This is a genomic window from Amycolatopsis sp. PSD-21, from assembly GCF_055561455.1.
Genome location: NZ_CM145712.1, coordinates 2945357 through 2961826, shown reverse-complemented (window position 1 = coordinate 2961826; position 16470 = coordinate 2945357). Strand labels below are relative to the sequence as shown.

The following is a 16470-nucleotide window of genomic DNA, read 5'->3' as shown; positions in this document are numbered from 1 at the left end:
TTCGCTGTGCGCTAGCTGCAGCCGGAAGTGGCGCCGCACCCTTCGCAGGCGTAGCACGAACCGGCCGGCCGCATCTTGGTGCCGCAGGTCATGCAGAGCGGCGCGTCGGAGGCGGTGCCGAGGTTCAGTTCGACCAGTTCCGCCGTCGAATGCGCCACCTTGGCGGGCTCCGCGGAGGAAGAGTCCACAGTGGACCTAAGGGCGTCGAGGTCGACGTTCTCCGGTTCGGCGGCGGGCGCCGTGCCGTAGTTCGCCTCGACCTGCGCCGAACGCTCGTCGGCGGTGAAGATGCCGAGCTGCGAACGCTTTTCGTAGGGCAGGTAGTCCAGCGCCAGCCTGCGGAACAGGTAGTCCATGACGCTGGTGGCAATGCGGATGTCGGGGTCGTCGGTCATGCCGGCGGGCTCGAAGCGCAGGTTCGAGAACTTCGAAACGTAGAACTCCAGCGGGATCCCGTGCTGCAGGCCGACGGAGATCGACATCGAGAACGCGTCCATCACGCCCGAAAGGGTCGATCCCTGCTTGCCGAGCTTCACGAAGATCTCGCCGAGGCCGTCGTCCGGGTACGAACCGGCGTGCAGGTAGCCCTCGGCACCACCGACGGTGAACGACACCGTCTGGCTCGGGCGCTTCTTCGGCAGGCGCTTGCGGACCGGCCGGTACTCGACGACCTTTTCGGCCTCGGGCTCGGCCTTCTCCTTCTTGCCGGTGGACAGCGGCTGGCCGACCTTGCAGTTGTCGCGGTAGATCGCGAGCGCCTTGAGGCCGTACTTCCAGCCCTGGAAGTAGATCTCCTCGACCTCTTCGACGGTCGCCGACTCCGGCATGTTGACCGTCTTGGAGATCGCGCCGGACAGGAACGGCTGCACCGCGGCCATCATCCGGACGTGGCCCATCGGCGCGATGGACCGCTCCCCCACCGCGCAGTCGAACACCTCGTAGTGCTCCTGGCGCAGGCCCGGAGCGTCGACGACGTGGCCGTGCTGGGCGATGTACTCGACGATCGCCTCGATCTGCTCGCCCTGGTAGCCGAGCGCGGCCAGGGCGCGCGGGACGGTCTGGTTGACGATCTGCATCGAACCGCCGCCGACCAGCTTCTTGAACTTGACGAGCGAGAAGTCCGGCTCGATACCGGTCGTGTCGCAGTCCATCATGAAGCCGATGGTGCCGGTGGGAGCGAGCACCGACGCCTGTGCGTTGCGCCAGCCGCTGGTCTCGCCCAGTTCGATGCCGCGCTTCCATTCCTGGGTGGCGAGCGCGCGGACCGCGGCGTCGTTGGAGTGATAGGTCCGCACCAGTTCGTTGGCGGCGGCGTGCTTGCGCATGACCCGCTGGTGCGCCTCGGCGTTGCGCGCGTAGCCCTCGTACGGCCCGACGACGGCGGCGAGTTCGGCGGAACGCCGGTACGAAACGCCGGTCATCAGCGAGGTGATCGCGGCGGCGAGCGCGCGGCCGCCGTCCGAGTCGTACGCGTGCCCGAGCGCCATCAGCAAGGCGCCGAGGTTCGCGTAGCCGATGCCCAGCTGGCGGAACTTACGGGTGGTGTCGCCGATCGCCTCGGTGGGGAAGTCGGCGAAGCAGATCGAGATGTCCATCGCGGTGATGACCAGCTCGACGGCCTTCGCGAACAGCGGCGCGTCGAAACCGCCGTCCTCGGTGGCGAACTTGAGCAGGTTCAGCGAGGCGAGGTTGCAGCTGGAGTTGTCCAGGTGCATGTATTCCGAGCACGGGTTGGACGCGGTGATCCGGCCCGATTCGGGGCAGGTGTGCCAATCGTTGATCGTGTCGTCGTACTGCAGGCCGGGATCGGCGCATTCCCAGGCGGCCTGCGCGATGGTGCGGAACAGCTTCTTGGCGTCGACCCGGTCGATGACCTCGCCGGTCGTGCGGGACCGCAGGCCGAAGTCGCCCTCGGTCTCGACGGCCTGCATGAACTCGTCGGAGACGCGGACCGAGTTGTTCGCGTTCTGGTACTGGACGGAGGCGATGTCCGAGCCGGAGAGGTCCATGTCGAACCCGGCGTCGCGGAGGACCTTGATCTTCTCCTCTTCGCGGGCCTTGGTCTGCACGAACTCCTCGACGTCCGGGTGGTCGACGTCGAGCACGACCATCTTCGCCGCGCGCCGCGTGGCGCCACCGGACTTGATGGTGCCCGCGGAGGCGTCTGCACCACGCATGAAGGAGACCGGACCGGAGGCGGTGCCGCCGGAGGACAGCAGCTCACGCGAGGAACGGATCCGGGAGAGGTTCAGGCCGGCACCGGAGCCGCCCTTGAAGATCAGGCCCTCTTCGCGGTACCAGTTGAGGATCGACTCCATGGTGTCGTCGACCGAAAGGATGAAGCACGCCGAGACCTGCTGCTTCGACGACGTGCCGACGTTGAACCACACCGGCGAGTTGAAGCTGAACACCTGGTGCAGCAGCATCCAGGTCAGCTCGTGTTCGAAGACCTCGGCGTCGGCGGGGCTCGCGAAGTAGCCGTGTTCGCGGCCGGCGTTCACGTAGGCGTGGACGACACGGTCGATCAGCTGCTTGAGGCTCTGCTCGCGCTGCGGTGTCCCGACGGCGCCGCGGAAGTACTTGCTGGTGACGATGTTCGTCGCGTTGACCGACCAGAAGCCGGGGAACTCGACACCGCGCTGCTCGAAGTTGACCGTCCCATCGCGCCAGTTCGTCATCACGACGTCCCGGTTCTCCCAGGTGACCTGGTCGTACGGGTGGACGCCCTCGGTGGTGAAGACACGCCGCACGGTCAGCCCGCCGGCCTGCTTCTTCTTCCCGCTCGTCCGCGTTGTCGCCGGGTTGCCTGTTCCCACGGTCTCGGTCATGGGTCTTTCCCTCACTCCCACGCGGGAGGCGGCATCAGCCGTCTTTCGCGTCTTGATCGCTCTCGTCCGGTGTGGCAGCCATGGCCTCACGAAGGTCCGAGATCTCCTTCTCGAAGTCCTCGACCGAGGAGAAGGAGCGGTAGACACTGGCGAACCGGAGATAGGCGACGCCGTCGAGTTCGCGCAGGGGGCCCAGGATCGCCAGGCCGACCTCGTGACTCGGGATCTCCGCCAGCCCCGCCGACCGGATCGACTCCTCGACCCGCTGCGCGAGCTGCTGCAGCGCGTCGTCGTCGACCGGCCTGCCCTGACAGGCGCGGCGCACCCCCCGGACCACCTTGTCCCGGCTGAACTGCTCGGTGACCCCGGATCGTTTGACGACGGCGAGCACCATCGTCTCCGAAGTGGTGAAGCGCCGGCCGCAAGCGGCGCACGAGCGCCTCCGCCGGATCGCCTGACCCTCATCCACCTCTCGGGAGTCGACGACCCGAGAGTCCGCATGCCGGCAGAACGGGCACCTCATCCGCCGATCACCTTCCCCTCCGCGCCGGCCGGTCCCGAATGGACGCCCGTTCCGCCGCCACGCAACGGCGAAAGATCGACATGTGGATCGATCTGTGGACATCCGGTGGGTGAACACCGGCCAGCTGTGGACAACTGGTACCGAGTCTACCCCAAGCTATGGACCAACTACAGCCATGTAACTACTACATATAGCGGTGGAGACTAGGGCGAGGTCCGGGCGCGCGCAAGCGCGACGACCGGGTCCGTCAGACACGAACGAGGAGCTCACCCACGAGGGGTGAGAACGGCACGAGGATCACCTCCCGCCTTCCGCCACCTCGGCCGCGACCGGCACCGTGAGCGGCAATCCGGGGACGAGAACGGCGTCTTCCAGGGAGTTGAGCTCCTTGATCTTGGCGACGACCGCGCCAGTGTCACTTCCTGGCGCGAAACGCGCCGCCAGCTCCGTCAGGGTGTCCCCCGCGGAAACGGACACCGTCGTGGTCCGTTCGGGCACCGCGGCGCCGGGAACACCGGCCAAGAACAGACCCAATCCGGTGACGACTCCGGCGACGAGAAGGGCCATCGCGGCGAGCGACGGCCACCTGAGCGGGAGCCGTCGCGGCGCCGGGCACGCCGGGGAGGCGGTGGCGACACCGGGACGGCGGCCCGCCACGACCCGCGCCCTGGTCGGCGGGCGCAAGGGCTCGGCACGCCCGCCCCGCACCACCCGCACGGGCCGGGTCACCCCTGCCGGAACGGACCTGGGGGAACTGGGCCGCACCAGTCCTCGATCGGCCAGAATCGACATCGGAACCTCCTCGCAACTCCTGCTGCGCTCGCGCCGGGCCGGGACCCGGCGATCAAGATCGAACAGGCGTTCTATCGAACGCCCGTGCGAATGTGTACCACCTCCCACCGACAAAAATCGAGCGACACGGCGTGTCCATCGAACAGATGTTTGAAATCGTCGTCCCGGCGGGCTAACGTCGTTGACCAGGGCGTCTGCTGCGCGGACGCCGCCGGTGCCGTGGGCGGGAAGATCGTCCGCCACCGGCGAAGACACGCGAAGTCGGTCCGGGCGACCGGACGTACTGGGAGGCGACGCAGAGATGAAGGAGCGATACGGTGGCTAAGGAGAGCAAGGCGGGGAACGCGCCTAGGGGCTCGGGTAAGGTGCGCGCCTTGCCCGAGGTCTACGAGGTGGACGAGACCCTGACCGTGCGGCAGCAGCAGGTGCTCGACGTGATCAAACTGTGGGTGAGCCGGTTCGGCTACCCGCCGAGTGTGCGTGAGATCGGCGAGGCGGTCGGGCTGACCTCCACTTCGTCGGTGTCGCACCAGTTGCAGGCCCTGCAGCGCAAGGGTTATCTGCGACGCGACCCCAACCGTCCGCGTGCGGTGGGAGTGCTCGCCACGACGGACGACAACCCGATGGGCATCGACGTCGAGCAGCCCCAGTCCGCCGCGAAGGCCGCGTACGTGCCGCTCGTCGGCCGGATCGCCGCCGGTGGGCCGGTGCTGGCGGAGCAGGCGATCGAAGACGTCTTCCCACTGCCGCGGGAGATCGTCGGCGAGGGTGAGCTCTTCCTGCTGAGCGTCACCGGTGACTCGATGGTCGACGCCGCCATCACCGATGGCGACTGGGTCGTCGTGCGCCAGCAGCCCACGGCGGATCCGGGCGAGATCGTCGCGGCGATGATCGACGGCGAGGCGACGGTCAAGACGTTCAAGCGCAAGGACGGCCACATCTGGCTGATGCCGCACAACGAGGCGTACGACCCCATCCCGGGTGACGACGCCACGATCCTCGGCAAGGTCGTCGCCGTTCTTCGCAGGCTGTAGTCCGGAGCCGGAGCACGCCGGGATCCCGGGTCATCCGACCCGGGTCAGACTCGGCAGCTTCGGCAGGCCACCCGGTCAGGCGCGCCGCTTGCGCAGCCTGCCGACCAGCAGAAGGCCTCCGATCACGACGACCGCGGCGATCCCGACCTGCACGTACGGGAAGCCGGACCCCTGGCCAGAGCCACCGGCCGCGGAGGTCCCGCCCGACGTGCTGCCCTCGGATTTCGCCGCTTCCACGGCGAGCGCGGCCGCGCCCTTCACCGCACGGATCTGCTCCCCGACGCCCTCCCCGCCGGACAGCAGCGTCCCGTCCGGATCGAAGGCGATCGCCTCGCCCTGCTTCTCGTTCGGCAAGGGCACGCGCACGGGTTCGCGCTGCAGCGCGCTCTTGAGGTCTCCGTCGGTGACGGCGTAGAGGTAGGCGTCGGTGTAGGTACGCAACGCGACCACCGAGCCGTCGGCCATCGAGGCCGCGCCGGTCACCGTCATCGACCCGATCGACCCGACGGGTCCGCCCGGCGTCGAGGTCTCCTTGATCTGCAACGACCCCACGCTCTCCAGCGGGGTCGGGCCGGGGCTGGCGAGCGGTCCCGTCGGCCGGTACACCTTCGCGTCGCCGAAGACGTCCTTGGTGATCAGGTACGGCGTGCCGGAGCGGTCCATGATCAGCGCTTCGACGTCGTGCTGCCCGTCGGGGTAGGTGAGCCGGTGCAGCGTGGCCTTGCCCTGGGGGGTCAGCGAGATCAGCGCGACCGTGTCCCGCTTCTTGCGGTTGTCGCCGGTGTCGGAAAGCCAGAAGGTGCCGTCGGCGGTGCGGGCGAGGTCTTCGGGGTCGTAAGGGTCCGTCGCGGCCGAGATGACCTTCTGGACCTTGCAGTCGCGGCCGAGGACGAAGACCTGCGTCTTGGTGCCGCCGTCGTTGAGGGCGTACAGGTGGTCGCCGTCGGAGACCAGTCCGGACAGTTCACCGAGCCGGGATTCGCTGTTCTTGCACACCGGCTGCGGCGCCGGGGCCTCCTGCGCCATGGCGGGAGCCGTCCCGCCGATGAACGCCACCAGCACGACCGCGGCCGCGACAATCCCCCGCACATCCACCTCCGAACCGTGGAACCCCTGAAGCCCCACACTACGGAGACGTCCGGGGCGGCGCGCAGTTCGGTGCGGATGCCGAGATGGGGCGGAATGTCGCGAAGGCCACTTTCAGCGGCGAGCCAGGCCCGAGATACGTGAAGGCCCCCTTCACTGCGTCCAACGCAGTGAAGGGGGCCTTCACGTACTTGCTTACAGAGCCGAGTTCGTCTGGAAGTCGCTCAGCGCCGCGGCCAGTTCGGGCCTGCCGCGGACGATCAGGCGCGTCCCGGTCTCGACGTGCTCTTCCTCCAGCACCTCGCCGTCGGCGTGGGCGCGGGAGACGAGTTCGCCTCGCGAGTACGGGATCAGCACCTCGACCACGACCTCCGGCCTCGGCAGCCGCTCCGCGATCACCTCGGCGAGCTCCGTGATCCCGGTGCCGGTGCGCGCCGACACCTGCACCGAACCGGCCAGCTGGTGCCGCAACCGGGCCAGTGACACCTCGTCGGCGGCGTCGGCCTTGTTGATCACCAGCAGCTCCGGCGGGAGCGGCTCGGAACGGCGCTTCGTGATCTCGGCGAGCACTTCGCGCACCGCGTTGACCTGCTCTTCCGGCGTCGGGTCGGAACCGTCGACGACGTGCACGAGCAGGTCGGCGCTCGCCGCCTCCTCCAGCGTCGAGCGGAACGCGTCCACCAGCTGGTGCGGCAGGTGCCGGACGAAACCGACGGTGTCGGTCAGCGTGTAGGTGCGGCCGTCGGGGGTCTGCGCCCGCCGGGTCGTCGGGTCCAGCGTGGCGAACAGCGCGTCCTCCACCAGCACCCCGGCGCCGGTCAGCGCGTTGAGCAGGCTCGACTTGCCGGCGTTGGTGTAGCCGACGATCGCGACGCTCGGCACCTCGTTGGCCACCCGTCGACCGCGTTTGGTCTCGCGGATGGTGTCCATCGCGGCGATCTCGCGGCGCAGTTTCGACACGCGCTTGTTGATCCGCCGCCGGTCGGTTTCGAGCTTCGTCTCACCAGGACCACGCAGACCCACACCACCGTTGGCGCCACCCGCGCGGCCACCGGCCTGCCGGGACAGCGCCGCACCCCACCCGCGGAGCCGCGGGATCAGGTACTGCAGCTGGGCCAGCTCGACCTGCGCCTTGCCCTCCTTGGAGCGGGCGTGCTGCGCGAAGATGTCGAGGATCAGGGCGGTGCGGTCGATGACCTTCACCTTGACCTTCTCCTCCAGCTGACGCAGCTGGCCGGGCGAGAGCTCCCCGTCGCAGATCACCGTGTCGGCGCCGGTGGCCGCCACGATCTGGCGCAGTTCCTTGACCTTGCCCGAGCCGATGTAGGTGGCGGGATCCGGGCGGATCCGCCGCTGCACCAGGCCTTCCAGCACCTCGGAGCCGGCCGTTTCGGCCAGCCGGGCGAGTTCGGCGAGCGAGGCTTCGGACTGGAGGGCGCTGCCCTCGGTCCACACACCGACCAGAACGACGCGCTCCAGGCGCAGCTGCCGGTATTCGACCTCGGTGACATCCGCGAGTTCGGTGGACAGGCCCGCTACCCGGCGGAGCGAGGCGCGGTCCTCGAGCTCCAGTTCGCCGGTCGATGGGTCCATGTCGTTCAGATCGTTGTGTGTCAGTTCCGTCATCGTGCCTCCATGGTCCCACGTTTCGGCGGCGGGACCGAATTCATTACCTGCTGGGATACTTCGACAGGTAGATGGCCGTGCGTTTCGCGTCCGGGTCGGCCGGCCGGGAGATGAAGTCGTCGACGAGCTCCATCAGCCGTGTTTCGAACTCGGCGATCTGCTCGTCCGGTACCTGGACGACCAGGCGCGTCTGCTGCACCTCGTCGAATCCCACGTCGGCGATCTCGGCCAGGTAGGCCTCGAAGATCGCCTGATCGATCCCCTTGTCGCGGGAATCAAGATGCCAGGACAACCCGGTCGAGCGATACGGAATTTCTTTCGCGCCGCGCGTGCCGCGTCTCGGCGGGAGCGCTTCGAGGAACCCGGTGTCGACGAGTTTGCGCACGTGGTGCAGCGTCGTCGCGGGGTCGCGATCGAGCCGTTCGGCGAGTTCCTTGTTGGTCAGCGCCTCCGAGTACGTCAACCGGATGATGCGCAGCCTTATTCCGGAGGCCATGGCGGCGATCTCGGCCTTGGTGGCGGCGCGTCGTGGAGTGGGCACCGGGACAGCCTAGAGCGAAAAGTGATTGACACTTTCCAATCACTCACGCCAGGGTGGCGGAGTGCGCAAGGACTCGCTCTTCTTCCACGCCGACTTCCGGCGGCTCTGGGCCGGTGACACGGCCAGTCAGCTGGGTGCATTCGCGGGCCACACAGTGATTCCCCTGCTCGCGGCCACCGTGCTGGCCGCGACGCCGTTCGAGATGGGGCTGCTGACCGCCGCCGAGACGATCGCGTTCCTGATCATCGGGTTGCCGGCCGGGGTGTGGGTGGACCGCATGCGGCGGCGGGCGCTGATGCTGCGGGCCGACTTCGTCCGTGCCGCGCTGCTGCTCACCATTCCGATCGCGTGGTGGGCAGGCGTGCTGTCGCTGACGCAGCTGATCGTGGTCGCCACGCTCGTCGGGGTCGCGACGGTGTTCTTCGACGTCGCCTACCAGTCGTATCTGCCGTCGCTGGTCGGCCGGGAGCACCTGCTCGAAGGCAACGCGAAACTCCAGGCCAGTCAGTCGGTCGCGTTCCTGACCGGGCCGGGGGTCGGCGGCGGGCTCGTGCAGCTGGCGGGCGCGGCCAACGCCGTGCTGATGACCGGGGTGGGTTTCCTGACCTCCGCGCTGTGCCTGCTGCGGATCCGCACCGTCGAAGAGGTTCCCGAGCAGCATGAAGACGCGAAGCTGCTCCCCCAGATCGTCGAGGGACTGCGGTTCGTCTTCACCGACGCGGCTCTCCGCTCGATCGTCGCCTGCACCGCGACCGCGAACCTGTTCAACGGTGCCTTCACCGCGGTCGAAATCCTGTTCCTGAACCGGGAACTCGGCCTGTCACCGGCGGTCGTCGGCGTCGTGCTGGCGACCGGTGGCGTGGGCGGGATCATCGGGGCGATCCTGGCTGGGCGCATCACCCGGCGGATCGGGCAGGCCCGCTCGATCTGGTTCGTCCCGCTGCTCACCTGGCCGTTCCAGCTGCTGCTTCCGCTCGCCGCGCCGGGCTGGCGGATCGTGCTGTTCCCCGCGGCGCTGGCGATCGCGGGGTTCGGGATCATCGTCTACAACGTCGCGCAGGTGTCCTACCGGCAGGCCGTCTGCCCGGACCGGCTGCTCGGCCGCATGAACGCCAGCGTGCGCTTCGTGGTGTGGGGCATGCTCCCGCTGGGCGGACTGGTCGGCGGTGTGCTGGGTGAGGCGATCGGGATCCGGGGGACGCTGTGGTTCGTCGCGGTCGGCGAGGCGGCCGCGGTGCTGTGGGTGGTCTTCTCGCCGATCCGGAAGCTTCGCGACCTTCCCAGGGAGCCGATCGCGGTCGGCTAACCGAGCCCGGCCCACCAGGTTCCGTCGAGTTCGCCGCGCGCGACGATCTCCGCCGGTCCGGTCAGCGTGGATTCACCGCGGCGGACCTCGACCACCACGCGGCCGCCGGGGATGTCGACGGTCGCCTCACCGGTGTCGGTTCCGGCGAGGTGCAGCGCGGCGGCGACCGCGGCGACCGTGCCGGTGCCGCAGGACCGCGTCTCGCCGACACCGCGTTCATGGACGCGCATCTTGAGCGCGTCGTCGCCCAGCAGGTTGATGAACTCGAGGTTCACGCCTTCCGGGAACACGTCGGAGTCGAAGTCTGGCTGGTCGCGCAGGTCCAGCACGTCGACGTCGTCCTCGACGACCGACACCAGGTGCGGATTGCCGACGTTCACCGCGACACCGGAGAACGGCTGCCCCGCGACCACGGTGACCGAGGTACCGGTGATCGTCGCCGGCCCCATCTGCACGGTCACCGATCCGTCCGCGTGCATCTGGACCGGCCGGTCGCCGGCGCGGGTGCCGATGACGAAGTCGCGCTCGGACACGAGGCCGGAGTCGACCAGATGACGGACGAAGACCCGGACACCGTTGCCGCACATCTCCGCGATGGACCCGTCGGCGTTGCGGTAGTCCATGAACCATTCGCCGCCGGACTCGACACCCAGTGCGGCCGACCGCACGATCCGGAGCACACCGTCGGCGCCGAGACCACGCTGACGGTCGCACAGCGCCGCCACCCGCGCTTCGGTCAGCTCGAAGCGGCCGTCGGGGTCGGGAAGCAGCACGAAATCGTTCTGTGTGCCGTGTCCCTTAAGGAATTCGATGCCGCCCATGGCCCCAAGATTACTGGGCCGTCGCTTCGAGGACGCGCTCGGCCAGCCGCTCCGAACCGCCGTCGAACCACTGGATCCGCTTGTCCCGCCGGAACCAGGAACGTTGCCTCCGCACGAACCTCCGGGTGGCCTGCGCGGTGGCCTCGGACGCGGCCTGGAAATCGCCGTCGCCGTCGATGGCGGCGATCACCTGCTGGTAGCCCAGCGCCCTCGATGCGGTGAGCCCGTCGCGAAGCCCCTGGCCCAGCAACGTCCGGACCTCGTCGACGAGTCCTGCTTCGAACATGAGCTCCACGCGGCGATCGACGCGGGTGTCGAGCTCGGCAGGTTCGCGGTCGATGCCGATCAGGACCGTGTCGTAGCGCGCGGGCCCCGGTTTCGGCAGGTTCGCCGAGAACGGTTCGCCGGTGATCTCGATGACCTCCAGCGCGCGCACGATCCGGCGGCTGTTGGTCGGCAGGATGGCCGTGGCGGCCACGGGGTCGAGTTCCGTGAGCCGGGCGTGCATCGCGGCGACGCCGATTTCGTCGGCCTCGGCGGTCAGCCGCGCGCGCACCTCCGGATCGGTGCCCGGGAACTTGAGGTCGTCGAGCACGGCTTGGACGTAGAGACCCGACCCGCCGGTGAGGATCGGCACGCGTCCGGCGTCGAGGAGTTCTTCGATGCGCTGACGGGCGTCGCGCTGGTACGCGGCGACGGACGCCGTCTCGGTGACGTCGAGGACGTCCAGCAGGTGATGCGGCACGCCCCGCCGCTCTTCGAGGGTCGCCTTGGCCGTCCCGATGTCCATCCCGCGGTACAGCTGCAACGCGTCCGCGTTGACCACCTCACCCCCGAGGGTGAGGGCCAGCTCGACCGCCAGCGCGGTCTTCCCGGTCGCCGTGGGCCCGACGACCGCGACCGGCCGGATCACGCGTGGTCCCAGACCGCGACGTGGTAGCCGACGCCGAACGGCGCGGCGGAGTAGAGGACCTCGGCGGTCCAGTCCCCGTCCGCCGCGAGCCCGGCGAGAACCTGCCAGGGCGCGCGGCCGCCCGCCCCGAGTTCGGCCGCCAGGGCCGGGTCGAGCGCGGACAGCGCCCCCGTGTCGGCCTTGGCCAGCGCGTCACGGATCGCGGCGTCGAAATCCCCCGCGCGCTCGTCCTCGCCGCCGGGGGAACGCGGGCCGTGCCGGCTCGAACCGTCGCCGAGGACGAGCACCGCGGCGTGCTCCCCCAGCCTGCGGGCGAACTGTTCGCACTGGTCGGAGGGGGCGGCGGGGTCGACGAGGTGGACTCGGACGGACGACGCGCCGCACTGCTCACGAAGCCAGCCGGCGACGAGCGCGGGCAACGGCAGCTCGGTCTCGGGTGCCGTCACCCGGCTGAGTGAGACTCCGAGGTCGACGCCGAAACCGCGGAAAGACCCGCTCGCGTGCTCCGGCACCTCGGGCGCCCCCGCGGCCGCGCCGACGACGACCCAATCCGGCGAAACGGCCGTCAGGCGCCTCGCGGCGGTGAGGCAGGCTTCGCGCAGCTCGGCGCACTCGTCCGCGGCTCCGGCGGCGAGTTCGGGGATGAGCAGCGGGGGTTGCGGGAGCACGGCGACACGGCGGATCACGGCCGCCGACGTTACCTTCCCCGCCGACGAGGGCCCGCAACCGACCGACACAGGGGGTCCACCGGAAGTAGGATCACTGCCCTCTGGTGGTTCATCCGGTTCCACGGTGGACGCTGAGCTGCTTGAATGCCGCAAGGGGTTGAAGCCCCCGAAGCAAGACGGCAACGCATTACCCGGCCCCGCCGCTAGGCGGGGCGCCCGCGCCAGCGGGCGTACAGGCGATAAGGAGCCTGCGATGGCCCAGGAGAACACGTCCACCGGTACCCCGGCACCGCACCCGGTACCGCACGCGCTCGGTGGCGGGCACCCCGCACCCCCCGTGCCGCCCGCCGAGCCCAGCCCGTCCGCTTGGGGCAGGGTCGACGAAGAAGGAACGGTCTACGTCACCACACCCGACGGCGAGCGCGCGGTCGGTGTCTGGCAGGCCGGGAGCCCGGACGAGGGCCTGCTCCATTACGCGCGCCGCTTCGACGACCTGCGCACCGAGGTCGAGCTGCTGGAGACGCGGCTGGAGTCCGGCGCGGGCGATCCGAAGCACGCCCTGGCGACGGCCACGCAGCTGCGTGACGGCCTGGCCGAAGCCGCCGTCGTCGGCGACATCGCCGCGCTGAGCGGCCGCATCGAGCAGGTCATCTCCCACGCCGAGAAGGCACTGGCCGCGGCCAAGCAGGAGCGCGAGGAGGCCCGCGCGGCCGCCGTCGTCCGCAAGCAGGCCCTCGCCGACGAGGCCGAGAAGCTCGCCGCCGAGTCGACCCAGTGGAAGGCCGCCGGCGACCGGCTGCGCGCCATCCTGGACGAGTGGAAGACCGTCAAGGGGGTCGACCGCAAGACCGACGACGAGCTGTGGAAGCGGTTCTCCAAGGCCCGTGAGGCGTTCAACCGGCGCCGGGGCTCGCATTTCGCCGAGCTCGACAAGCAGCGCGCGGGCGCCAAGCACCGCAAGGAAGAGCTGATCGCCGAGGCCGAAGCGCTCTCGGAGTCGTCGGACTGGGGCGAGACGGCGGGCCGCTACAAGGACCTGATGACCGAGTGGAAGGCCGCCGGCCGCGCCCCCAAGGACAGCGACGAGGCGCTCTGGCAGCGGTTCCGCGCGGCGCAGGACAAGTTCTTCGCCCGGCGGTCCGCGGTGTTCTCCGAGCGGGACGCCGAATTCGCGACCAACGCGCAGCAGAAGGAAGAGCTGCTCGTCGAGGCCGAGAAGATCGACCCGGCGGCCAACCTCGACGCGGCGAAGCAGCACATGCGGCGCATCCAGGACCAGTGGGACGAGATCGGCAAGGTCCCGCGCGAGCGCATCCGCGAACTGGACGGGCGGCTGAAGGCCGTGCAGGACGCGATCAAGGCGGCCGAGGACAGCAAGTGGCGCCGGACCGACCCGGAGGCGCAGGCCAGGGCGGCGCAGTTCCGCGAGCGGGTCGAGCAGTTCGAGTCGCAGGCGGCGAAGGCCCGTGCGGCGGGCGACGAGCGGCGCGCGAAGAAGGCGGACGAGCAGGCCGCGCAGTGGCGTGAGTGGCTCGAGGCGGCGGAAGCGGCCATCGCGGACCGGTAGGTCTCAAAGCGCGTGAAGGCCCCCTTCCCTCGGCTGAGCCGAGGGAAGGGGGCCTTCACGCGCTTGGCGAGAGGGTTCAGGTGATCGCGGGCGGTCGCCTTCGCGCCGGCTGCGGAGGTCGCGAAAGCCACTTTCGAGACGTCTGATGTCCCGAAAGTGGCTTTCGCGACCCGGGTGCCGGACTGGTCGGTGGCGTGTTGCGAAAGCCACTTTCGCAACGTTGAAGGTTGCGAAAGTGGCTTTCGCAACACTGGCGCGCGGGTCACTCCACTGTGGAGGGACGCGTCGCACGTTCGCGCGTATTCGAGCGCTCTCCGCGCTCAACCGTGGTCGACTTCGATCATGAACCAGACACTGATTCCCCCAGTACGCCGGGCGTTCGCCGCCCTGGCGATCAGTTGTGCTCTGGTGGCCGGGCTCGCCCCGGCCGCGGCGGCGACCGGTTCCCCGGCACCGCTCCCGGCCTCCTCCGAAGCCGGTAAGAAGAAGGTCAAGCTCGACGCCTCGCTCAGCAAGAAGCAGGTCAAGGTCAACGAGAAGGTCACCCTCAAGGGGACTCTGCAGGCACAGGAAGGCGCCGACGGCACGGACAGCCTCGAAGCGATCATCGTCCAGCAGCTTCAAGGGAGTGTCTGGGTGAACATCGCCGACACGACCTGCCGGCCCAACTCGACGTTCTCCCTGAAGCTGAGCTTCTCCTTCAGCGCGGTGGTCACGCTGAGGGCCTATCACCCGGAAACGACGCTCTACGCGAGCGCGTACACGTCCAGCAACCTCACCCTGCGGGTCGGCTAGCTCCGCGAGAACGCGGCCCGCATCCAGTAGATGGCCAGCGCGACGGTGGCGATCCAGGCGACGATCAGCCCGAAGCCCGGACCGCCACCGACCGCGCCGGTCGCGTTCGAGGACTGCTGGGACCAGATCGCGAGCATTCCGTCGACCGAGGCGAACCAGCCGCCCGCGGCGCAGACCCAGGCCAGCCACCAGCGCCGGGTCACCAGCGTGACGGCGGAGACGAACACCCCGACCCCGGTGGAGGTCGCGGCGAACAGCTGCGGGATCCCGCCGCCCTTGCCGAGCAGCACCTCCCAGCCGGCGTGCTCGCCGACCCAGGGCAGCAGCTGGGCGACCAGCAGCACGAACACCAGCACGGCGATGGTGAACCCGCGCCTGCCCAGTTCGATCGTCTTGGCCGCACGTTCGCCGACCTCGTCGATCTCGGCGGCGAGTTCGTCGATCTTCGGTTCGGTCACAGTGCACACCCGCTCACCGGTTCCGGCGTGACGGCCGGGGCGCCGAAGCCTGGCAGGCCCAGCGTCACGCCGTTGGTCTTCGGCCGCAGCCCGGCCTCGGAGTTGTCGCCCGCCTTGGTGCGGCGGTGCGACAGCAGGTCGCCGTCGGCGACGAGATGGTGCGGCGCGCCGTAGGTCACCACGGTCTCGACGACGTCGCCGGGCCGTACCGAACGGTCCACGAGCGGTCCCGTCGGCGCGAAGTGGACGAGCCTGCCGTCACGGGCACGGCCGCTCATCCGGTGCGTTTCGGAGTCCTTGCGGCCTTCGCCGGAGGCCACCAGCAGCTCGACGCGCCGTCCGACGACCTTCTTGTTCTCTTCCCAGGAGATGTCGTTCTGCAGCTTCACGAGCCGTTCGTAGCGCTCCTGCACGACCTCCTTCGGCAGCTGCCCGTCCATCTCGGCGGCGGGCGTGCCCGGCCGGATCGAGTACTGGAAGGTGAACGCGCTGGAGAACCGCGCCTGCGCGACGACGTCGAGCGTCGCCTGGAAGTCTTCCTCGGTCTCGCCGGGGAAGCCGACGATGATGTCGGTCGTGATCGCGGCGTCGGGCATCGACTCGCGCACGCGGTCGAGGATCTTGAGGTAGCGCGCGGAACGGTAGGACCGCTTCATCTCGCGCAGCACCCGGTCCGACCCGGACTGCAGCGGCATGTGCAGCTGGTGGCACACGTTCGGCGTCTCGGCCATGGCGTCGATGACGTCCTCGGTGAACGCCGCCGGATGCGGCGAGGTGAACCGGACGCGTTCCAGCCCGTCCACCGAACCGCAGGCGCGCAGCAGCTTCCCGAACGCGAGTCGGTCGCCGAATTCGACGCCGTAGGAGTTCACGTTCTGGCCCAGGAGGGTCACTTCCAGCACGCCTTCGGCGACGAGCGCCTCGACCTCGGCGAGGATCTCGCCGGGGCGGCGGTCGCGTTCCTTGCCGCGCAGCGCCGGGACGATGCAGAAGGTGCAGGTGTTGTTGCAGCCGACCGAAATCGACACCCAGCCCGCGTACGCCGAATCGCGCTTCGCCGGGAGCGTCGACGGGAAGGTCTCGAGCGCTTCGAGGATCTCGACCTCGGCCTCGGCGTTGTGCCGCGCGCGCTCCAGCAGCGTCGGCAGCGAACCGATGTTGTGCGTGCCGAAGACGACGTCGACCCAGGGCGCGCGTTTGACGATCTCGCCGCGGTCCTTCTGGGCGAGGCAGCCGCCGACGGCGATCTGCATGTCCGGCTTCGCCGTCTTCTGCGGGCGCAGGTGGCCGAGGGTGCCGTACAGCTTGTTGTCCGCGTTCTCCCGCACCGCGCAGGTGTTGAACACGATCAGGTCGGGTGTGGCCTCGCCGTCACCCGGAACGTAGCCGGCGTCCTCGAGCTGCCCGGCAAGACGTTCGGAGTCATGCACGTTCATCTGGCAGCCGAAGGTGCGGATCTGGTAAGTGCGCGCGCTCATCTCGCCTTCGAGGGTACGCGGGCGGGGTTCCATG

General features: G+C 69.4%; 15 protein-coding genes. 4 read left to right on the top strand and 11 right to left on the bottom strand.

Annotation, left to right across the window (positions count from 1 at the left end):
- Positions 1–11: 11 nt before the first annotated feature.
- The 3 genes from ACZ1DY_RS14350 to ACZ1DY_RS14340 form a co-directional block, all read right to left on the bottom strand.
- Positions 12–2828, bottom strand: a complete 2817-nt coding sequence (locus tag ACZ1DY_RS14350; RefSeq protein WP_257488035.1) for a vitamin B12-dependent ribonucleotide reductase — start codon at positions 2826–2828, stop codon at positions 12–14.
- A 34-nt stretch (positions 2829–2862) separates the two neighbouring features.
- A complete protein-coding gene (gene nrdR / locus ACZ1DY_RS14345) occupies positions 2863–3351 on the bottom strand; it encodes a transcriptional regulator NrdR (RefSeq protein WP_034311932.1) in 489 nt (162 codons plus the stop codon).
- 297 nt (positions 3352–3648) lie between these two features.
- On the bottom strand, positions 3649–4143 hold the full coding sequence (locus ACZ1DY_RS14340; RefSeq protein WP_465484655.1) for a LysM peptidoglycan-binding domain-containing protein: 495 nt from the start codon (positions 4141–4143) through the stop codon (positions 3649–3651).
- 317 nt (positions 4144–4460) lie between these two features.
- Between ACZ1DY_RS14340 and lexA the strand changes: the two genes are divergently transcribed.
- The gene (gene lexA, locus ACZ1DY_RS14335; RefSeq protein ID WP_126734914.1) at positions 4461–5177 is read left to right on the top strand and encodes a transcriptional repressor LexA; all 717 of its coding nucleotides are present in this window, start codon (positions 4461–4463) and stop codon (positions 5175–5177) included.
- A 75-nt stretch (positions 5178–5252) separates the two neighbouring features.
- On the opposite strand, the gene ACZ1DY_RS14330 is transcribed toward lexA, so the two are convergent.
- The 3 genes from ACZ1DY_RS14330 to ACZ1DY_RS14320 form a co-directional block, all read right to left on the bottom strand.
- On the bottom strand, positions 5253–6266 hold the full coding sequence (locus ACZ1DY_RS14330) for an esterase-like activity of phytase family protein (protein WP_257488037.1): 1014 nt from the start codon (positions 6264–6266) through the stop codon (positions 5253–5255).
- A 192-nt stretch (positions 6267–6458) separates the two neighbouring features.
- On the bottom strand, positions 6459–7889 hold the full coding sequence (gene hflX, locus ACZ1DY_RS14325; RefSeq protein WP_465484654.1) for a GTPase HflX: 1431 nt from the start codon (positions 7887–7889) through the stop codon (positions 6459–6461).
- Between the two features lie 43 nt (positions 7890–7932).
- Positions 7933–8430 carry an ArsR/SmtB family transcription factor gene (locus ACZ1DY_RS14320; protein WP_465484653.1) on the bottom strand — a complete coding sequence of 166 codons (498 nt, stop codon included), beginning with the start codon at positions 8428–8430 and terminating at the stop codon, positions 7933–7935.
- 61 nt (positions 8431–8491) lie between these two features.
- Here ACZ1DY_RS14320 and ACZ1DY_RS14315 point away from each other — a divergent pair, with 61 nt between their 5' ends.
- On the top strand, positions 8492–9736 hold the full coding sequence (locus ACZ1DY_RS14315; RefSeq protein WP_465484652.1) for an MFS transporter: 1245 nt from the start codon (positions 8492–8494) through the stop codon (positions 9734–9736).
- On the opposite strand, the gene dapF is transcribed toward ACZ1DY_RS14315, so the two are convergent.
- From dapF to ACZ1DY_RS14300, 3 genes are read right to left on the bottom strand one after another with little or no spacing between them, the layout of a single operon-like run.
- On the bottom strand, positions 9733–10557 hold the full coding sequence (dapF, locus tag ACZ1DY_RS14310) for a diaminopimelate epimerase (protein ID WP_465484651.1): 825 nt from the start codon (positions 10555–10557) through the stop codon (positions 9733–9735). The two genes, ACZ1DY_RS14315 and dapF, sit on opposite strands and share 4 nt — an antisense overlap.
- Positions 10558–10567: 10 nt before the next feature.
- Complete coding sequence (gene miaA, locus ACZ1DY_RS14305; protein ID WP_465484650.1) at positions 10568–11470, bottom strand: tRNA (adenosine(37)-N6)-dimethylallyltransferase MiaA; 903 nt, start codon at positions 11468–11470, stop codon at positions 10568–10570.
- Entirely contained in the window at positions 11467–12156 is a 690-nt protein-coding gene (locus ACZ1DY_RS14300; RefSeq protein WP_465484649.1) for a class III extradiol dioxygenase subunit B-like domain-containing protein, read from the bottom strand. The genes miaA and ACZ1DY_RS14300 overlap by 4 nt, the downstream gene beginning before the upstream one ends.
- 235 nt (positions 12157–12391) lie before the next feature.
- On the opposite strand from ACZ1DY_RS14300, the gene ACZ1DY_RS14295 reads away from it, so the two are divergent.
- Complete coding sequence (locus ACZ1DY_RS14295; RefSeq protein ID WP_192745564.1) at positions 12392–13705, top strand: DUF349 domain-containing protein; 1314 nt, start codon at positions 12392–12394, stop codon at positions 13703–13705.
- Between the two features lie 342 nt (positions 13706–14047).
- A complete protein-coding gene (locus ACZ1DY_RS14290) occupies positions 14048–14500 on the top strand; it encodes a hypothetical protein (protein WP_192745565.1) in 453 nt (150 codons plus the stop codon).
- Here ACZ1DY_RS14290 and ACZ1DY_RS14285 read toward each other — a convergent pair.
- Positions 14497–14958, bottom strand: coding sequence for an Rv2732c family membrane protein (locus ACZ1DY_RS14285; protein WP_126734924.1), 462 nt, complete (start codon positions 14956–14958; stop codon positions 14497–14499). The genes ACZ1DY_RS14290 and ACZ1DY_RS14285 overlap by 4 nt on opposite strands.
- Entirely contained in the window at positions 14955–16469 is a 1515-nt protein-coding gene (gene miaB, locus ACZ1DY_RS14280; protein ID WP_465485659.1) for a tRNA (N6-isopentenyl adenosine(37)-C2)-methylthiotransferase MiaB, read from the bottom strand. Before miaB ends, ACZ1DY_RS14285 begins: the two co-directional genes overlap by 4 nt.
- Position 16470: the final 1 nt, after the last annotated feature.

Coding starts and splice junctions, on each gene's coding strand:
- ACZ1DY_RS14350 (WP_257488035.1), bottom strand. CDS start 2,828: ATGACCGAGACCGTGGGAACAGGCAACCCGGCGACAACGCGGACGAGC.
- nrdR (WP_034311932.1), bottom strand. CDS start 3,351: ATGAGGTGCCCGTTCTGCCGGCATGCGGACTCTCGGGTCGTCGACTCC.
- ACZ1DY_RS14340 (WP_465484655.1), bottom strand. CDS start 4,143: ATGTCGATTCTGGCCGATCGAGGACTGGTGCGGCCCAGTTCCCCCAGG.
- hflX (WP_465484654.1), bottom strand. CDS start 7,889: ATGACGGAACTGACACACAACGATCTGAACGACATGGACCCATCGACC.
- dapF (WP_465484651.1), bottom strand. CDS start 10,557: ATGGGCGGCATCGAATTCCTTAAGGGACACGGCACACAGAACGATTTC.
- ACZ1DY_RS14295 (WP_192745564.1), top strand. CDS start 12,392: ATGGCCCAGGAGAACACGTCCACCGGTACCCCGGCACCGCACCCGGTA.
- ACZ1DY_RS14290 (WP_192745565.1), top strand. CDS start 14,048: ATGAACCAGACACTGATTCCCCCAGTACGCCGGGCGTTCGCCGCCCTG.
- miaB (WP_465485659.1), bottom strand. CDS start 16,469: ATGGAACCCCGCCCGCGTACCCTCGAAGGCGAGATGAGCGCGCGCACT.